Consider the following 15,917-nt stretch of genomic DNA (forward strand, 5'->3'; position numbering starts at 1 on the left):
TTAGTTCCCCCACGCCCAGTAATATCCATATCCTGCTCCGCCTAGCGAACCGCCAACGGACCACAGGAACGCATTCCGGTTAACCACTTGCACCACGTGCCCATAGCTACCGGCATGCCCACCGGTGGTGGCCGCCTCGATAGTAATGTTCATGCCGAACGCGTTGTTGGGGAACGGAATGGTGAAATTGCGATAGTCCGTGCTCCCTTGAGACTCGTAGACGTAACCCCATTGAAAAATGAAGCCGCCAAGCCAATAGGGAAGTGCGATATAGCCATTCTGCGTCAGGCTGTAGGCCACGCCGAAGCGCAGTTTCTTTGGCGTCACAATCAGGGTGTCGTCCGTCCCTGCATTGACTTCGGCTTGAGTGCCGATGCGCGCAAGGCCGGCCAGCGCTTCTGTCGCTTGTTTCACTGTCCGGGCGACGAAACGAGCCACGCCGGCCACACTTATCCACTTGAGCGAGGTGGTACCTGCATCGATTTCCGGCTCGGTGGCCTGCATGCCAAAATCTACAACCTCATGGCTGACCCCAGCATCGCCTACCGGCGCTCCGGCAGGCCACCTGCGCACCCCTGCATAACCGCCTGCCGCTACGAGGGCAACAGAACTCTTGCTTGGATCATGCCTGACCCAGGAGGCGCCATCGTAGTAAGCATTCTGTGCAATCGTCGACTCAAAAAGAGACGTCAGAAATGCAAATTGACCGCCATGAACATCAAGGCTTCCCCCTGCCAGTGGGTTGCGGTTTGGGATTGCGTCGGTAATGCCGTAACCGGCCAGGGTTGAGGAGCGGTTGGCTTTGGTAGCCAGTTGATTGAGCATGGTGGTGGCAAAGTTAGGGTCATTGCCCAACGCTGCGGCTAGCTCGTTGAGGGTATCGAGCGCAGTCGGCGCCGAGTCAACCAAAGCCGCGACCAATAGCCGGCAAAAATCCAACGTTGCGATCTGATTACCCGTTGCCCCAGCTGCTGCTGTCGGCGCCCTGGGTGTCCCCGTAAAAATGGGTGAATCTACCGGCGCTCGAGTGCTGTCCGTTGGGTGACGGTGATCTTCGCGCGACTTTTTCGTCGAAACACCAGCAATCGCAGCGCCATCCATCAACGGTGCCGCACTGCCACGCTCCGCTGACAACTCCTGCTGGACAAAACCGGTGCTTGCCAATCGACCGTCATTTGATCCGGTGGGCACGGTCGGCAAATTCCTCATCCTGTACACCGTGCCTGTGCCTTGAGCAAACCACTCGGTAGGATGAACGCGGACCAGTTCGAGCTCAGTACACGGGTGCATTGTCAACGACGGGAGCGAATTGCTGCCGCCAACCCAAATCTTCTCCCCTTCAGCTGGAAACAGTTCAACCGGCACAGAGCCCATATTCTGCAAGTTCAGCTTTGCGCCTTGATGCAACTCGGACGCATGTGGCAAGGTCAAAACCTGATCCGTCGCGTTGCCATAGAAATAGAACATCTTGCCCGCATCGCCAGCAGTGATTTGACCACTGGTATTTCGAGCGGTTACGCCATTGTATCCAGGCGTGAGATTTTGAAACTGTAACGCTGTAGAGCCCAACACGATGGGTGCGTCTGTGACGAGTACCCATTGCGTGTCCGCCAGCTTGATCCCTTGCTCGACCATCACAGTAAGGCCAGGTGTCACGTCCCCATCGCCGTTCGCGTCGTGCGCACGTACCCACGCGCCGGTACCGGCAACGTAGATTCCGTTCTCCCTGGCTTGCACCTGGTCCTTGACCAGCACCCGGTCCCCGGCGCGGATTGCAATACCATCCAATACAGGCAGACCACCCAGGTCAATTGGCCCTGTAGTTGCCGCGCGTACGCTGTTCTTGCTATCCAGCTTGCCGATTTCCTCGGACAACCGCAGCTCTACAAACTCACGGGTGGCCAGCACTACGGCGGGGTCAATCTTCAAGGTCACGTTGGCTGCGCTGGTAACGATGAAGTTCATGCGCACGACTTGCGTCTTGCCGGAGCCCTGGGTGAGCAGCGGTTTGAAGCTCGGTGCACAGTTGGCTACGGCCACCAGATCACCGTCGGCATCGTAAAGCCCTATTTCCCGGATCCACCAGCCGCCAACGTCGGGAGGGATAACCTGTTCGGCGATCACGATGCTTGCATTGGCGGGGTCGACCTTGACCTGATTGAGCGGCGCACGGCGGCGCTCGTTGATCAGTCGGGTCTGGGTTCGGGACGGGGTAGGATCGGTGCCGTTGGCATCACCTACACCCATTTGCGCAAAGGTCCAAGGCACGCCCAGGGCATCGGCGTTGGCCTGCTTGGCCTCACCTATTGCCGTGAGAATGGCAAAGAACTGGCTGTTTTGATCAGTCATAAATAAACGTCCAGAGTTTCGATGTGGTGTGTGCGACCCACAGGGCCGAAGCCGCCCTTGACTTCAATGTCGCGGGACGCAGGAGGAAAAACGTCAATCTCATCACCTTCGGACACGCTCATCGCCAAGCGAAGATGCCCGGTAGTGGCGAGCGTGATCGCAAGCCCCGTCAGGTGGCGACTGACCGGCTTGGCGTCATCGATCAGCCGGGTCAGCTCCTGATACATTTCCTCGGAGATTCCGTTCTCCAGTACCCCGACCTGAAGCGCAAAAGTGCCCGGCACGCCTTGCGGTACCGTCTGCCACCACTCCTTCACTTCGATCAGGTAACCCAGCGGCTCCACCACCCGGCGCAACGCGCCGATAGTCCCTTTGTGCGCATGCACATAGAACGCCGAGCGGATCACCGAGCGCTTGATTGCCTCCGGCCAGGTTTCATCCCAGCGGTCTACCGACCAGGCCCAGGCCAGTTGGTGCAGCAAGTGCGCCGGGCAGGTGTCGGGGTTGTACAGCGCACGCAGGGGTATTTCGGTAGTTTCAAAACCAGCGGCCTCGATGGCCTGTTCGAGATCGGTACCGTTGAGCGGGAGCAGACTGTCCATGTCAGCTTCCTCGCGTCACAGTGATCCCTTCGCACCAGGCCGCTTGCGCCCGGGTCGGGCGGAGGTCGGCCCAGTTGTTCAGGTCGACCCGGCTGACGCCGTTGATGTGTAATTGGGCATCCACGCCCGAACGGGCCACTTCGACACCCAGGCGCCGGCGCGGATTGATCCAGGCTTGCAGCCGGCGTTTGCACTCGGCAAGCGTCGCTTCGATCTCCGGGCCGTTGCCGCTCATGTGCACCACCGCATCGATGCGGTAGCGCAGAATCTGCGCGCCTTGCACCGTCAGGCGGTCACCAACCGGACGCACGTCATCGTCATTGAGCTTGAGCCGTACGGTGTCCAGTAGCTCGGCTGCGGCGCTGCCATCGCCCTCGAGCGCCAGCACCGTCACCACCACCTGGGCCGGCAACGGGCTTTCGGCCGTGGCATCGGCCACCTGCCCGGAAGCGTTGCGGGCATGCAGGATGTAGCTGTTGCGCGGCCCCGCCGTGGTCAACCCTTCATAGACCAGTTGCACCCGCTCGCGCAGGGCGTCGTCTTCTTCGAGCACCTGTGGCGTTGGCGGTACCGTGCCGGGGTCTTGTGCCTGCACCACCAGCCGCTGCAGTTGCACATTGGCCGCCAGTTGATCCAGGTCGGAACCCTGCGCATAAGCCAGCAACAGCGCCTTGGCGGCATCGTTGACCCGCGCGCGGTTGAGCAGCTTGCGATAGGCGCCGACTTCCAGCAGCTTGGTCACCGGATCGCTTTCGACTGCGGCGTCCCAGTTGTCGCCCATATGCGACCGGAAGGTCGCCAGGTCAGCCTGGAAGAGCGCCTCGAAATCGAGGTCTTCCAGCACCTGCGGCGCGGGCAGCGCCGAAAGATCCACACTACTCATGCCGTCACCTCCAAAGTCTGGTTGGCTCCCAGGTACTGTCCGCTCAGTTGCAAAGTGATCCGCCCACCAACCACCCCCGTTACCCTGACCCGCTCCAGCTTCAGACGCGGCTCCCAACGGCCCAGTGCGCGTGCCACCTCTGCCTGCACCGCGCTTTTCCAGCCTTCGTTGACCGGCAGATCGACGAAGCGGCGCAGCTTGCTGCCGTATTCCGGGCGCATGCGCCGGCCGCCGAGCGGTGTGGTGAGGATGTCTTCGATGGACTGACGCAAATGTGCAATGCCGGATAACGGCTGGCCGCTCCGGCGATCCATGCCGATCATTGATGTTCTCCAGGCGTAAAAAAGCCCGCAGTGGGCGGGCTGGTTTTCAGTGTTTGTGATTGGCGGTGTTGCCGCCCGTGTCGATGATCTTGCCGCCACCGAGGATGTCGCCGGTTACCCGCAGCGGACCGTTGATCTGCACCTCACCGGTCAGGGTGATGCTGGCGGCTTTCGCCTCGATGGCCTGGTCGGTCACCACTGCCGAACTGCCGCCGACCTTGATGCTGACGGTACCGCTGGGCAACTCGATGCTGTAACTGCGGGCCTGCCAGTCGTAAACCAGCGAGCCACCATCGTCGAAACGCCAGACCTCGACATGCTCGCGGTTGTCCGCTGGTGCGCCGGCGTTACCGTACAGGCCCGGCACGAAGGTGCCTTGGGCCGGCTCGCCACTTGGGCTGATCAACACCCCTTGCTCGTTAAGGCTGGGTGCGCGCCAGTGGCGGGCCTTGCCGGCGGCCTGGTTGTGCCAGCGCAACCAGGCGCTGGTCCAGCCGGCGCCGTCGGACACCCGCACCCGGGCGGCGGCAAGGTCAACGGCGACCACCCGGCAAGGAATCACCAGGCCGGCGAGCATGCGGTCGTGCATGGCACTGGCATAGCTCATTGCATGTCCTCCGGCGATTGGTAATCCGCTTCAAAGCCCGGACCGGTGTCGGGGCTGAAGGCAAAAGCGAGTGGGCCCGGTTGATCAGGCCATGGCCACTGCACGGTTCCCAGGTGCAGGATCTGCTGCCATTGCACCAACCAGCCAACGGCAGGGGTTGCCCCCGGAACCGGTTGAACAGGCTCGGCCAGCACACTCATCGCCGCTTCAACAAACTCCAGCTCCCAGAATTGTTTGCGCAACAGTACGATCAGTTGGGTAGCCAAAGTGACAGCTTCCAATGCCGCGTGTTGGCGACCGGAGTCAATCACGATGCGCGCTTCAACGGTCGCGATGACGCACGAACGACCGTCGCCTGGATCATTTGCCGGTTTAAGGCTGGAAATGGAATGAAACAACGCTGGCAGCGCTGTGTGCTGGTCCGCCGCCCCATAGGCGTCGACGGTTTCAAACTGAGGCAAGGCGGCCTTGATAGTCGCGCTGATCGCCTCATGCAAGCGGTTCAGTTCGCTCATGATCAGTCCTGTGTCGTGGAGCTCGCAAAGGCTATTCGCGGCTAAAAACAGGCAAAAATAAACCCGCCATAAGGCGGGTTCATCGAAGCTGTTGTAAAGGCACCCATGAGCACCCGTTAGTTATCGGCTAGCCCGTAACAAAAGTGTCTGGCGAAACCAGAGCACACCGGCGAAGCTGCAGCAGATAAGCGTCATCATCATAAAGTAGGAAAAATAACGAATCAGGTCGTGGTTCTTGACTGAAGTGATCCGACGATCAAAGCGCTCATCGAAGACAACGCGCCCGTCACTATTCAGAACTTCGCGAATCTTCAGTTCGTCCACCCCACCACTCGCAAAAACATCAACCATCACCCCTGGCGCCAGGCCCGCGGCTTGGTAGAGTTCTTTCGAGACATAGACTATCTGTTTGGACGAGGGGCGCGGGTTCGCTTCAGTCAGTCGAACCTGAAAGTACACGGTCGAACTGTCTTGGCGCATCTCGGTGGGGGCACTGACAATCTGCCCTTTGAACAGAGTCGGTGCGTCATCCCCGGGTTCGTCAAATGATTGAACAAAAAGCAGGAAGGTAAGCCCCATCAACAAAAAAACACCTGCCATCCCTAGCAGAACCCTGATTTGCTCGTAGACTGTTTTTCCACGAAACAACGACAGCCAAGAGTCAGACATGCACCATTCGCTTTTGCTGCAAAAAAGGATGCCCAACATCCATGGGTATCCGTCCCCCTAACATAGAACCTCTGGCTGCTCGTTTATCAACCACGCCAATGAAAATATCCATTTTTCCTGACACGATTATCTCCCTCGCCCAGCCCCCCGCAATGAAGGTATGCCAACACGGCCTGGAATGAGTGGCCGTATTGACTGGTCAGCCGTAGCGCCAGACCTTGTCCGGGTGTTGAACTCAGTGTTCACTCTCCCCCTTTGCACCACTTGCAGGTTCAACCCCCAAGCGCTTCGCCGCCCATCGTTCATAAAGGCCGATGGCGACATCGGCGCCGGCCATGGCGGTAAGGCAGCCGAAGGCGCTGGCGCTCCAGATCGACATGCCGCTGGCGTACAGCAGCATCACCGTGGACACGCCGCAGACCATACAGGCCCCCGAGCGCAATACCAGGCGCCGAAAAAGCGCCCAGCCCCGAGCGCCGGCCTTGTCCGCGCGCCACATCTCTCCGGAAAGGCCGCCCAGCAAGGCCAGGACGATCACCAGCCAGATCGGCATTTCCAGCAACGTCTGTTGCTCGTTTGTCACTGTCCTGTCTCCTTGGTAGTTCCGCTCGGCAGCTTGCCAGCGGCGTTTGTTGTAGAACCGATCACTCGGCATTCCAAAAAGCCCGGCCTCCCCAGGCTTTTCAGTAATGCGTTGTCGAACCGCCCGCCACGACTGGTGCCCTGGGCAACTCCGCTTCAAATTGTTCCTCCGGCCGCGGCCACCTGCCCGCCGGATAACTGCTTCTGGTGCTTTACGCTGCGCACCCGGGCCAGTTGCCAACCCTCTGAACAGTTCAGGCCTGTTCATCGCTGCCTTTGTCACTGCCGGTGTCGACCGGCGTGAGGCAAAGGTTATGCATTGATGCATATGCAGTCAATGCATTTGTGGAAATATTTATGCATAAGAAAATGCACCTACGCATGTAAGCCTTGATCTGCTTGGGCTGGATTGCTTTTCTGAAGGCGAAAAAAAACCCGCCGAAGCGGGTTTTCAAAAGAAACAGCCTACTCAGCGGGCGTACATGCCCCACCAGAACACATGCCCAAGGATGCTGATCTGCTCTTCCTGCATCTGCTGGAAGCTGTAGTCTTCATCCGGGTGCTCGTCGCGGTTGAAGCTGCGCAGGCGAATGCCGGTAGGCAGGCGATAGAGCTGCTTCACCCGCAACTGGCCGTTGTGGTTGATGGCATACAGATCGCCGTCGACGATATCGCCGATGCCGCTCTTGCCGGCATTGACGCCGACCGTGGCGCCATCACGCAATACCGGCAACATGCTGTTGCCGCGCACCGTCACGCACTTGGCCTGATCGAACTGCACACCATTGTGACGCAGGCTGCGCTTGCCGAAACGCAGGCTGGCCTTCTCGCTTTCTTCGATGACGAATCTTCCTGATCCTGCTGCCAACTCGACCTCGCGAAGAAACGGAATGGACACTTCGTCGTCCTCGACGGGGGTGTCGTCATCCCACAGGCTGATGTCGTGCAACTCGGCGTGGCTACGCGCCGGCGCGGCTTCACGGCTTTCGCCGAGCTCGACGCGACCGCGCAGCTGGTCGGTGCTTACACCGAAATACTCGGCGATCTTCGACACGTGCTTGTCGGACGGATCGACGATTTTCTCGCTGAGGATGCGCGACAGGGTGGATTGCGGCACGCCGGTACGCCGGTGCAGCTCCGTGGGGGAGAGACCGTGGCGATCGAGCAATGCTCTTAAGACGGATGCTACGTTGCGTTTTTGCATAAAATGCATAATGCCGGGGCCTTCAATAGAATGCAAACCCTGTTATGCACGGATATGCACGGACAAATGGTCGCGCCCGCCCGTTTGCCTTCGGCAGCCCAGGCAAAACCCCTGCACCATTGCCCGCTTGCCTTTGGTCTACAACGACACTGCGAGCCAAGTTTTTGCAATGAGCGATCTTTCCGCACACCCCCCGATGGTGCAGCAGTATGGGTAAAGATCGGCTCTAGCCCTTCAATTACGCGGCGTATGCATTGCAAGTGTCCAATATGCATTCGCCATTTTCGACGGTTTTCGGAAACGAGCTCGGTGCAGCGAGCGAGCAGGCCCACCAGGCGATCGCAGGTGCTACTCCGTGACTGCTTGGAACAGCGACTCAGCAAGTAGTCGCAGGTGCTCAACTTCTTCGGCGGGCATGCCAGCATCTTGTGCCGCGTGATACTGCCGGTGTGCCTCGATGGCCTGCTACATCAGTGGCTCACCTGCTTCGACAATTCCTGCCACTGTCCTTCCCACTGCTGCTCCGGCTGTTTGATCACTGCAGTACAGGCCCCATTACTGAAGCACCGTTCAAGTTCGACTCAGAGGGGCGGGAGTGAGGGGTATCTTTTGTTAGATGCCCCGCGCCAATTGCTCACTGCTTCGGTGGTGGGCCAACCCGATTATCAGTACTTGATCAGCGCAAGTAGCGAGATGTTGCGCGGTCGGGTCACACCAGAGTAACCGCGATCCTGACCAAGACCAGGCAGTTCAAAGTTGTTAATCGCATCGGCCCCGCCAATAGTGACGGTCGCATAGTCAGTGACCTCGTACGGGTCTACCCCCATCGCGACCTGCGATGCAGCCCCCGTTTTCAGTGATGTGCATGCACTCCAAACGCCATTGGCTTTGTTGTACTCCGTAGTGTCGTAGGTCTGCAGTGTGCCTTTCTGCCGGGAACCGAATACGCGGCCAGCGTCCACACCTCTACCGTCATCGAAGCCACGGATGAACTCACCGCGCAAGTCAGGCAGCGTGAAGGTAGAGGCGCCATCGCCTTTCCCGTAAGTCGTGCCGATCGCGGCAAAGAGCGCCGCGTAGGTACAACGCGATACCGCTGCCCCATCGGCCTTTAGCCAGCCGGCAGGAACAGTATTGGCAGCCGAATATTTCACATCACCCGGGGCAGCCCCTGAAGCGATGGAGATCTGACCCAGCGTTACCGCGTGCTGGCTACGTGTTGCGTTGGCTACCTGCTGTGCGCCGCCGTCACAACTGATCAATACCCAGCACAATGCGCCGCCGTTGAGTAAAGGCCCGATATGCGAGACCAACGTGACGTTGCCGCCAGCAACGATCTCGTCACCCTGCAACAACAGACCACCCAAGCCATAAATCGGAGCTGCCGCGAGCCCGTCAGGAGCATAGGTAGCATCGGCCGGGTTGGTCATCGTGGCGCGAAAATACTGAACCACTCCGTTGGTGGTGGGCAGCGCTGCAAAAGGAAGGGAGTTTGAAGCGGTGTAGATAATTGTCATCTGACTTTCCTTGTAAGTTGACACGAAAAATTTCAAAAGTGGCCGCTCCGTTCGGCATCTTGGCCAGAGAGTTTGCCACCTCAAAATACTGTACATACGTACAGTATTTTGAGCAAGCAAAAACCGTCTTCAAATCTTCATCACTCATCTCCCCCGGCTTTGATCAGCAACTGCTGCCAAATCGCCCGCTCTTTCATCAGCGCGCTCGAACACGTCGGCAAACACCATGGCGACGCGGGCACCTGCCACCGTGCATGTATATGAAGCACGGCGCCTTCTATCTGGTGCGCAAAAGAAAGTGGGAGCGCCTGGATAGCGACTATCAGGGCGCACTGCTGGCCAATGCCAGGCTGGTGGGCGGGAGCGGCAAGAGCGGAATGCCGAAGCTGGAACAGCAGGTTGTCGACTCGAACCCGTGCACCGGGATCAGGCGACACACCGAGAAGAAATGCGATCGGTACATCACCGACGCTGAGTTCTCGGCGATTTACGCCAGCTCATCCGACTGTATGCGGTGCATATTCGAGATGTGCTACCTGACCGGGCAGCGAATCAGCGACGTTCTGGCAATACGGCTGGCTGACATTTCCGCCACTGGCATCACCTTTGAACCCCAGAAGAACGGGGCAAAGCTGATCGTCGGCATGAACCCCGACCTGGAAGACCTGCTCGCACGCGTCAAGCCGCTGCCGCGCCGCGTGCGCGGCCTGACCCTGTTCTGCGCCAGGTCCGGCGGCAAGCCGGTGTCCTACGAGACAATGAAGCAGGCATTCAAGGCGGCATGCGAGAAGGCAAAAGTCCCCGGAGCCATCATTCACGACCTTCGGGCCAAATCGCTAACCGACACAGACAAGCAGGGCAACGATGCCCAGAAGCTGGGTGGCCACACCGACGCCAAGATGACGCAACGCCATCTCCGCCTGCGCGAAATTGACATAGCCCAGCCTCCAGCACTGCCAAAGAAAAGCCTGTAGTATTAGACAATTCGCAACTGTCTAATAGACACACCGCTCCAAGGCCTTGAATGTCTGATCTTTCCGCACACACCCCGATGATGCAGCAGTACTGGAAGCTGAAAAACCAGCACCCGGACCAGCTGATGTTCTACCGCATGGGCGACTTCTACGAGATCTTCTACGAAGACGCGAAGAAGGCCGCTAAACTCCTGGACATCACCCTGACCGCCCGCGGCCAGTCGGCGGGCCAGTCGATTCCCATGTGCGGTATCCCCTTCCATGCGGCCGAGGGCTACCTGGCCAAGCTGGTGAAGCTGGGCGAATCGGTGGTGATCTGCGAGCAGATCGGCGACCCGGCCACCAGCAAGGGCCCGGTCGAGCGCCAGGTGGTACGCATCATCACCCCCGGTACGGTCAGTGACGAAGCGCTGCTCGACGAGCGTCGCGACAACCTGATCGCCGCCGTGCTGGGTGACGAGCGCCTGTTCGGCCTGGCCGTGCTGGACATCACCAGCGGCAACTTCAGCGTGCTCGAAATCAAGGGCTGGGAAAACCTGCTGGCCGAGCTCGAACGCATCAACCCGGTCGAGTTGCTGATTCCCGACGACTGGCCCCAGGGCCTGCCGGCAGAAAAACGCCGTGGCACCCGTCGCCGTGCACCGTGGGATTTTGACCGCGATTCGGCACGTAAAAGCCTTTGCCAGCAGTTCGCCACCCAGGACCTCAAGGGGTTTGGCTGCGAGAAGCTGACCCTGGCCATCGGCGCCGCGGGTTGCCTGCTCGGCTACGCCAAGGAAACCCAGCGTACCGCCCTGCCGCACCTGCGCAGCCTCAAGCATGAACGCCTGGACGACACCGTGGTGCTCGACGGCGCCAGCCGCCGCAACCTCGAGCTGGACGTGAACCTGGCCGGCGGCCGCGACAACACCCTGCAATCGGTCATTGACCGTTGCCAGACCGCCATGGGCAGCCGCCTGCTGACCCGCTGGCTGAACCGCCCGCTGCGCGACCTGAAGGTGCTGCAGGCGCGTCAGGGCTCGATTCGCTGCCTGCTCGATGGCTATCGTTTCGAGAAACTGCAACCGCAGCTCAAGGAAATCGGCGACCTCGAGCGGATCCTCGCCCGTATCGGCTTGCGCAACGCCCGGCCACGGGACCTGGCACGCCTGCGTGATGCCCTCGGCGCCCTGCCTGAACTGCAAAACGCCATGGCCGAGCTGGAGGCGCCGCATCTGGCGCGCCTGGCGGCCATCGCCGGAACCTACCCGGAACTGGCCGACCTGCTGGCAAAAGCCATCATCGACAATCCGCCCGCGGTAATCCGTGACGGTGGCGTACTCAAGACCGGCTACGACAGCGAGCTGGACGAGCTGCTGGCCATGAGCGAGAACGCCGGGCAGTTCCTGATCGACCTGGAAGCCCGCGAGAAAGCCCGCACCGGCCTTGCCAACCTCAAGGTCGGCTACAACCGCGTGCACGGCTACTTCATCGAGCTGCCGAGCAAGCAGGCCGAGCAGGCGCCCGCTGACTACATCCGTCGCCAGACCCTCAAGGGCGCCGAGCGTTTCATCACGCCAGAGCTGAAAACCTTCGAAGACAAGGCGCTGTCGGCCAAGAGCCGCGCACTTGCCCGCGAGAAGATGCTCTACGACGCCTTGCTCGAGAACCTGATCGGTCACCTGGCGCCACTGCAGGACACCGCTGCGGCCCTGGCCGAGCTGGATGTACTGAGCAACCTCGCCGAGCGCGCGCTGAACCTGGACCTGAACTGCCCACGCTTCGTCGACGAACCGTGCATGCGCATCACTCAGGGCCGTCACCCGGTGGTCGAGCAGGTGCTGACCACGCCGTTCGTGGCCAACGACCTGGCGCTGGATGACAACACTCGGATGCTGGTGATCACCGGCCCGAACATGGGCGGTAAATCCACCTACATGCGCCAGACTGCACTGATCGTGCTGATGGCGCATATCGGCAGCTTCGTCCCGGCCGCTGCCTGCGAGCTGTCACTGGTCGACCGCATCTTCACCCGTATCGGCTCCAGCGATGACCTGGCGGGCGGCCGTTCGACCTTCATGGTCGAGATGAGCGAAACCGCCAACATCCTGCACAACGCCACCGAGCGCAGCCTGGTGCTGATGGACGAAGTCGGCCGCGGTACCAGTACCTTCGACGGCCTGTCGCTGGCCTGGGCCGCCGCCGAGCGCCTGGCCCAGTTGCGTGCCTACACCCTGTTTGCCACTCACTACTTCGAGCTGACGGTACTGCCGGAGAGCGAGCCGCTGGTGGCCAACGTGCACCTGAACGCCACCGAGCACAACGAGCGTATCGTGTTCCTGCACCACGTGCTGCCCGGCCCTGCCAGCCAGAGCTACGGCCTGGCCGTGGCGCAACTGGCTGGCGTGCCGTCGCCGGTGATCCAGCGTGCCCGTGAACACCTCGGCCGGCTGGAAACTGCCAGCCTGCCCCACGAAACACCTGCCTTGCAGCAAGGTGCGCCAGCTGTACCGCACCAGAGTGACCTGTTTGCCAGCCTGCCGCATCCGGCCATCGAGAAGCTCGGAAAGCTGGACCTGGACAACATGACGCCGCGTCAAGCTATCGAAATGCTCTATACACTGAAGACTCTGTTATAACGCGCGCCCGCACAAGCTGATAGAATCCCGCGCGGTTTGGCGGCGCTGCAGGTTACTAGCCTGGCCTGCAGCCGAACAACCAAACCGAGCGGCCCTGTCTGGAAGGGCACCGCTGCCGTCGCCTGAGGAGAGAATTAGAAATGACCTTCGTCGTCACCGACAACTGCATCAAGTGCAAGTACACCGACTGCGTAGAAGTCTGTCCGGTGGACTGCTTCTACGAAGGCCCGAACTTCCTGGTCATTCACCCGGACGAGTGCATCGACTGTGCACTGTGCGAGCCTGAATGCCCCGCCGTCGCCATTTTCTCGGAAGACGAAGTGCCTGCCGGCATGGAAAACTTCATCGAGCTCAATGCCGAGCTGGCGGAAATCTGGCCGAACATCACTGAAAAGAAAGACTCGCTGCCAGATGCCGCCGAATGGGATGGCAAGACCGGCAAGATCGCCGATCTGGAGCGCTAAGCGCGCGGATCAACAAAAAAGGCCCTTCAAGGGCCTTTTTTCATGTTTATTGCGGGCAAAAAAAAGGGGCGGTTTGACCCGCCCACATTTTTTCCGTAGTCCCTCTGTTCCCTTTCATCATCCTGATGAATCGCATCCTGCGATGTCCTTGGCTTTCATCCTTGAGAGCCTGTGTCAGTCCGTAGACACAGGACAAATATTAGCGCTTCCAAGATTTACCACAACAGCACAAAGCTCTCAAAAAGCTGCGGTAACCATATTGTCATAAACAAAATATTCGTTATATATCAGTAGTTTAAACAAACGCGCACACTGAAAACGACAACGATTTACTACAGCGTACAGCTATGACTTACATCACGGGTAAGCGATGGCTTACATGAACTAGAACAGTACCAACATCGCCGTCGGATTGCGCCCAAACCCGGATGTTTCAACAACGCCATCGGGAAGCCGTTCACGGGTAATCTGTGTTCTGCAGATGCAAAAACGCCCCGACTTGTCGGGGCGCTCTTCACAACGATATCGCAGTATTATTGAAACAGCGACTCGCTGGACAGGCCGTTCTTCTCGAGGATCTCGCGCAAGCGCTTGAGGCCCTCTACCTGGATCTGCCGCACCCGTTCCCGGGTCAGGCCGATTTCCAGGCCAACATCTTCAAGCGTACTGCTTTCATGACCGCGCAGGCCGAAACGGCGGATCACCACCTCGCGCTGCTTGTCGGTCAGCTCGCTGAGCCACTGGTCGATGCTCTGGGACAGATCGTCATCCTGAAGCAGCTCGCACGGATCAGTAGGACGGTCATCGGTCAGGGTATCGAGCAGGGTTTTATCCGAATCAGGCCCCAGGGACACGTCCACCGACGATACCCGCTCGTTGAGCCCAAGCATGCGCTTGACCTCGCCGACCGGTTTTTCCAGCAGGCTGGCGATCTCTTCCGGGGACGGTTCGTGATCGAGCTTCTGGGTCAGTTCACGGGCGGCGCGCAGGTAGACGTTGAGTTCCTTGACCACGTGAATGGGCAGACGGATGGTCCGGGTCTGGTTCATGATCGCCCGTTCGATGGTCTGCCGGATCCACCAGGTGGCGTAGGTAGAGAAACGGAAGCCGCGTTCCGGGTCGAACTTCTCAACCGCACGAATCAGGCCGAGGTTGCCCTCCTCGATCAGGTCGAGCAGCGAAAGCCCGCGGTTGACGTAACGCCGGGCGATTTTAACCACCAGACGCAGGTTGCTTTCGATCATGCGTTTGCGCCCGGCCGGATCGCCACGTTGCGACAGGCGCGCAAAGTGCACTTCTTCTTCCGGTGAGAGCAATGGCGAGAAGCCGATTTCATTGAGGTAAAGCTGGGTCGCATCAAGTGCCCGAGTGTAGTCGATGTACTTGTGCTGTTTGAGCGTAGAGCCTTGTTTGGCCCTGGTCCGAACCGTAGATACAGCAGGTTCGCCTAACATCTCATCATCCGTTTCCAAAACAATGCCGGTCTCCATCAGGAGAACATCATCGTCGATGTCAGACTCCGGCACTTCTTTACTGAGAGCCATTGTTATAGTCCTTTGCTGAGTTCGAACTCAGACTCAAGCGACGCCTATATCCTTGGCAGCGCTGGAGCCTGTCCCCTCTACGCGAGGAACAGGCCGGGCCTAGCAATCAACGACGTGGCAGGAATTGCAGCGGATCGACAGGTTTGCCCTGGCGGCGAATTTCAAAATGAAGCTTCACCCGGTCAGTACCCGTGGACCCCATTTCGGCAATTGTCTGCCCTACCTTGACCTGCTGTCCCTCCCGAACCAAAAGCCTGCGGTTGTGGCCGTAGGCACTGACGTAGGTATCGTTGTGCTTGATGATTACCAACTCGCCGTAGCCCCGCAAGCCACTCCCGGCGTAGACAACCGAACCATCAGATGCAGCAAAAACAGGCTGTCCCAAATCACCGGCGATATCAATGCCTTTATTCAAACTACCGTTTGAAGCGAATTTTCCAATCAACACGCCGTTGGCCGGCCAGGCCCAGCCGGCCGTGGAGCGTCCTGCAGGGGGGACTTGCACGGGTGCGGTGGTAGCCACCACCGGGGCAACTGGCGGGGTGTTTGGCGTGGTTGCAGGCGCTGTAGTGGCCGGAGGCGTTATCGGCTTGCCGGTGCTGTCCAGCGGACGCTTGATGATGGTGGTCTTGCTCGAGGACGATGGCGAGCTGGTCACCACTGTGGTGCCGGCAACCGGCGCCGGGCCACTGGAGCGGCCGTCGAAACGGATCGCCTGGCCCGGGCGAATGGTATACGGCGGTGCGATACCGTTACGCGCGGCCAGGGCCTTGTAGTCCCAGCCATAGCGAAAGGCAATGGAAAACAGCGTATCACCGGGACGCACCACGTACTGACCGGTGGTGACCACGGGGCGTTTAGGGGCGGCGTTGTTGCGATCGACCACGCGAACGCTGTTGGAGGACGTGCTGGAGCACCCCGTCACCAGCGTGCCCACGGCCAGTGCAATCAGCAGAAGCTTGAAGCTTGATGGATCCTTGCGCTGCCGAATGATTGTGTGACCCACCCGCCGCTCCCTCTAAATGGTGACCGATGTTAGAAATGCAATATTGTTGCAATTATACCC

General features: G+C 59.6%; 14 protein-coding genes and 2 pseudogenes. 3 read left to right on the forward strand and 13 right to left on the reverse strand.

Features of this window, described 5'->3' with window-relative positions; all coding sequences use genetic code 11:
• From CCOS864_RS28920 to CCOS864_RS28545, 11 genes and pseudogenes are all read right to left on the reverse strand, one after another.
• Nucleotides 1-1,467 (reverse strand): gp53-like domain-containing protein, encoded by a 1,467-nt coding sequence (locus CCOS864_RS28920; protein ID WP_462938198.1) that lies wholly within the window; start codon nt 1,465-1,467, stop codon nt 1-3.
• 57 nt (nt 1,468-1,524) lie between these two features.
• Nucleotides 1,525-2,349: pseudogene (locus tag CCOS864_RS28925) on the reverse strand (phage tail protein); the annotation flags it as partial.
• Nucleotides 2,346-2,951: a phage tail protein I gene (locus CCOS864_RS21990; RefSeq protein ID WP_115088348.1), complete on the reverse strand. Its 606-nt coding sequence runs from the start codon at nt 2,949-2,951 to the stop codon at nt 2,346-2,348. The gene CCOS864_RS21990 and the pseudogene CCOS864_RS28925, both read right to left, overlap by 4 nt.
• Before the next feature lies 1 nt (nt 2,952).
• A complete protein-coding gene (locus CCOS864_RS21995) occupies nt 2,953-3,834 on the reverse strand; it encodes a baseplate J/gp47 family protein (protein ID WP_115088349.1) in 882 nt (293 codons plus the stop codon).
• Entirely contained in the window at nt 3,831-4,157 is a 327-nt protein-coding gene (locus CCOS864_RS22000; RefSeq protein WP_115088350.1) for a GPW/gp25 family protein, read from the reverse strand. Before CCOS864_RS22000 ends, CCOS864_RS21995 begins: the two co-directional genes overlap by 4 nt.
• A 46-nt stretch (nt 4,158-4,203) precedes the next feature.
• Nucleotides 4,204-4,764, reverse strand: coding sequence for a phage baseplate assembly protein V (locus tag CCOS864_RS22005; RefSeq protein ID WP_115088351.1), 561 nt, complete (start codon nt 4,762-4,764; stop codon nt 4,204-4,206).
• Nucleotides 4,761-5,279 (reverse strand): hypothetical protein, encoded by a 519-nt coding sequence (locus tag CCOS864_RS22010; RefSeq protein WP_115088352.1) that lies wholly within the window; start codon nt 5,277-5,279, stop codon nt 4,761-4,763. Before CCOS864_RS22010 ends, CCOS864_RS22005 begins: the two co-directional genes overlap by 4 nt.
• A 120-nt stretch (nt 5,280-5,399) precedes the next feature.
• Nucleotides 5,400-5,948 (reverse strand): hypothetical protein, encoded by a 549-nt coding sequence (locus tag CCOS864_RS22015; RefSeq protein ID WP_148708570.1) that lies wholly within the window; start codon nt 5,946-5,948, stop codon nt 5,400-5,402.
• 235 nt (nt 5,949-6,183) lie between these two features.
• Nucleotides 6,184-6,531, reverse strand: coding sequence for a phage holin family protein (locus CCOS864_RS22020; RefSeq protein WP_115088354.1), 348 nt, complete (start codon nt 6,529-6,531; stop codon nt 6,184-6,186).
• A gap of 468 nt (nt 6,532-6,999) precedes the next feature.
• Nucleotides 7,000-7,743, reverse strand: a complete 744-nt coding sequence (locus tag CCOS864_RS22030; RefSeq protein WP_115088356.1) for a LexA family transcriptional regulator — start codon at nt 7,741-7,743, stop codon at nt 7,000-7,002.
• A 920-nt stretch (nt 7,744-8,663) separates the two neighbouring features.
• A pseudogene (locus tag CCOS864_RS28545) lies at nt 8,664-8,870 on the reverse strand (phage tail protein); the annotation flags it as partial.
• Nucleotides 8,871-9,505: 635 nt separating this feature from the next.
• Between CCOS864_RS28545 and CCOS864_RS22045 the strand changes: the two are divergent.
• The 3 genes from CCOS864_RS22045 (at nt 9,506) to fdxA (ending at nt 13,307) form a co-directional block, all read left to right on the forward strand.
• Nucleotides 9,506-10,225, forward strand: coding sequence for a tyrosine-type recombinase/integrase (locus CCOS864_RS22045; RefSeq protein ID WP_115088358.1), 720 nt, complete (start codon nt 9,506-9,508; stop codon nt 10,223-10,225).
• 50 nt (nt 10,226-10,275) lie between these two features.
• A complete protein-coding gene (mutS, locus tag CCOS864_RS22050) occupies nt 10,276-12,843 on the forward strand; it encodes a DNA mismatch repair protein MutS (RefSeq protein WP_115088359.1) in 2,568 nt (855 codons plus the stop codon).
• Between the two features lie 140 nt (nt 12,844-12,983).
• Nucleotides 12,984-13,307, forward strand: a complete 324-nt coding sequence (gene fdxA / locus CCOS864_RS22055) for a ferredoxin FdxA (protein ID WP_038996711.1) — start codon at nt 12,984-12,986, stop codon at nt 13,305-13,307.
• 533 nt (nt 13,308-13,840) lie between these two features.
• Here fdxA and rpoS read toward each other — a convergent pair.
• Complete coding sequence (rpoS, locus tag CCOS864_RS22060; protein WP_115088360.1) at nt 13,841-14,851, reverse strand: RNA polymerase sigma factor RpoS; 1,011 nt, start codon at nt 14,849-14,851, stop codon at nt 13,841-13,843.
• 106 nt (nt 14,852-14,957) lie between these two features.
• Entirely contained in the window at nt 14,958-15,857 is a 900-nt protein-coding gene (locus CCOS864_RS22065) for a peptidoglycan DD-metalloendopeptidase family protein (RefSeq protein ID WP_115088361.1), read from the reverse strand.
• Nucleotides 15,858-15,917 lie beyond the last annotated feature (60 nt).

It is taken from the genome of Pseudomonas wadenswilerensis (genome assembly GCF_900497695.1).
In the GTDB taxonomy this organism is placed as follows: domain Bacteria; phylum Pseudomonadota; class Gammaproteobacteria; order Pseudomonadales; family Pseudomonadaceae; genus Aquipseudomonas; species Aquipseudomonas wadenswilerensis.

Excerpts from the sequence above, each read along its gene's own strand:
- CCOS864_RS28920 (WP_462938198.1), bottom strand. The coding sequence starts at position 1,467 with ATGTTCTATTTCTATGGCAACGCGACGGATCAGGTTTTGACCTTGCCA.
- CCOS864_RS21990 (WP_115088348.1), bottom strand. The coding sequence starts at position 2,951 with ATGGACAGTCTGCTCCCGCTCAACGGTACCGATCTCGAACAGGCCATC.
- CCOS864_RS21995 (WP_115088349.1), bottom strand. The coding sequence starts at position 3,834 with ATGAGTAGTGTGGATCTTTCGGCGCTGCCCGCGCCGCAGGTGCTGGAA.
- CCOS864_RS22000 (WP_115088350.1), bottom strand. The coding sequence starts at position 4,157 with ATGATCGGCATGGATCGCCGGAGCGGCCAGCCGTTATCCGGCATTGCA.
- CCOS864_RS22005 (WP_115088351.1), bottom strand. The coding sequence starts at position 4,764 with ATGAGCTATGCCAGTGCCATGCACGACCGCATGCTCGCCGGCCTGGTG.
- CCOS864_RS22010 (WP_115088352.1), bottom strand. The coding sequence starts at position 5,279 with ATGAGCGAACTGAACCGCTTGCATGAGGCGATCAGCGCGACTATCAAG.
- CCOS864_RS22015 (WP_148708570.1), bottom strand. The coding sequence starts at position 5,948 with ATGTCTGACTCTTGGCTGTCGTTGTTTCGTGGAAAAACAGTCTACGAG.
- CCOS864_RS22030 (WP_115088356.1), bottom strand. The coding sequence starts at position 7,743 with ATGCATTTTATGCAAAAACGCAACGTAGCATCCGTCTTAAGAGCATTG.
- CCOS864_RS22045 (WP_115088358.1), top strand. The coding sequence starts at position 9,506 with ATGTATATGAAGCACGGCGCCTTCTATCTGGTGCGCAAAAGAAAGTGG.
- mutS (WP_115088359.1), top strand. The coding sequence starts at position 10,276 with ATGTCTGATCTTTCCGCACACACCCCGATGATGCAGCAGTACTGGAAG.
- fdxA (WP_038996711.1), top strand. The coding sequence starts at position 12,984 with ATGACCTTCGTCGTCACCGACAACTGCATCAAGTGCAAGTACACCGAC.
- rpoS (WP_115088360.1), bottom strand. The coding sequence starts at position 14,851 with ATGGCTCTCAGTAAAGAAGTGCCGGAGTCTGACATCGACGATGATGTT.